We start from the raw sequence: 258 nt of genomic DNA, 5'->3' as shown, positions 1-258 counted from the left end.
CAACTCGATGTCCCCCACGACAGGCGTGCCTTTCGCTAGCACCGTTTGTATCTCTGGTGTCGCCAACGCTATACCAGGGTTGGTCACCACCAAGTCCGCCTCGGCAAGCCACTGGGTATTCCAACCACCACGGTGTAGTTCAACCTGTTCAGGCAGACGCTCGGCACCTGGCGGATTGTCACGCGTATCAATAACTTTAACCGTCAATTGCGGCTGAGTTTTTCGGAGGTGTTTAACGACAGAGAGCCCGGTAATACC

1 pseudogene is annotated in these 258 nt (G+C 55.0%); it reads right to left on the bottom strand.

Annotated elements, in window-relative coordinates:
* Positions 1 to 258, bottom strand: a pseudogene (gene murD, locus UF06_RS18815) (UDP-N-acetylmuramoyl-L-alanine--D-glutamate ligase); the annotation flags it as partial.

The organism is Vibrio sp. S234-5 (genome assembly GCF_000960595.1).
Lineage (GTDB): Bacteria > Pseudomonadota > Gammaproteobacteria > Enterobacterales > Vibrionaceae > Vibrio.
Note: the sequence above shows the minus strand (reverse complement) of the source record. Positions and strands in the feature narration are given on the sequence as shown.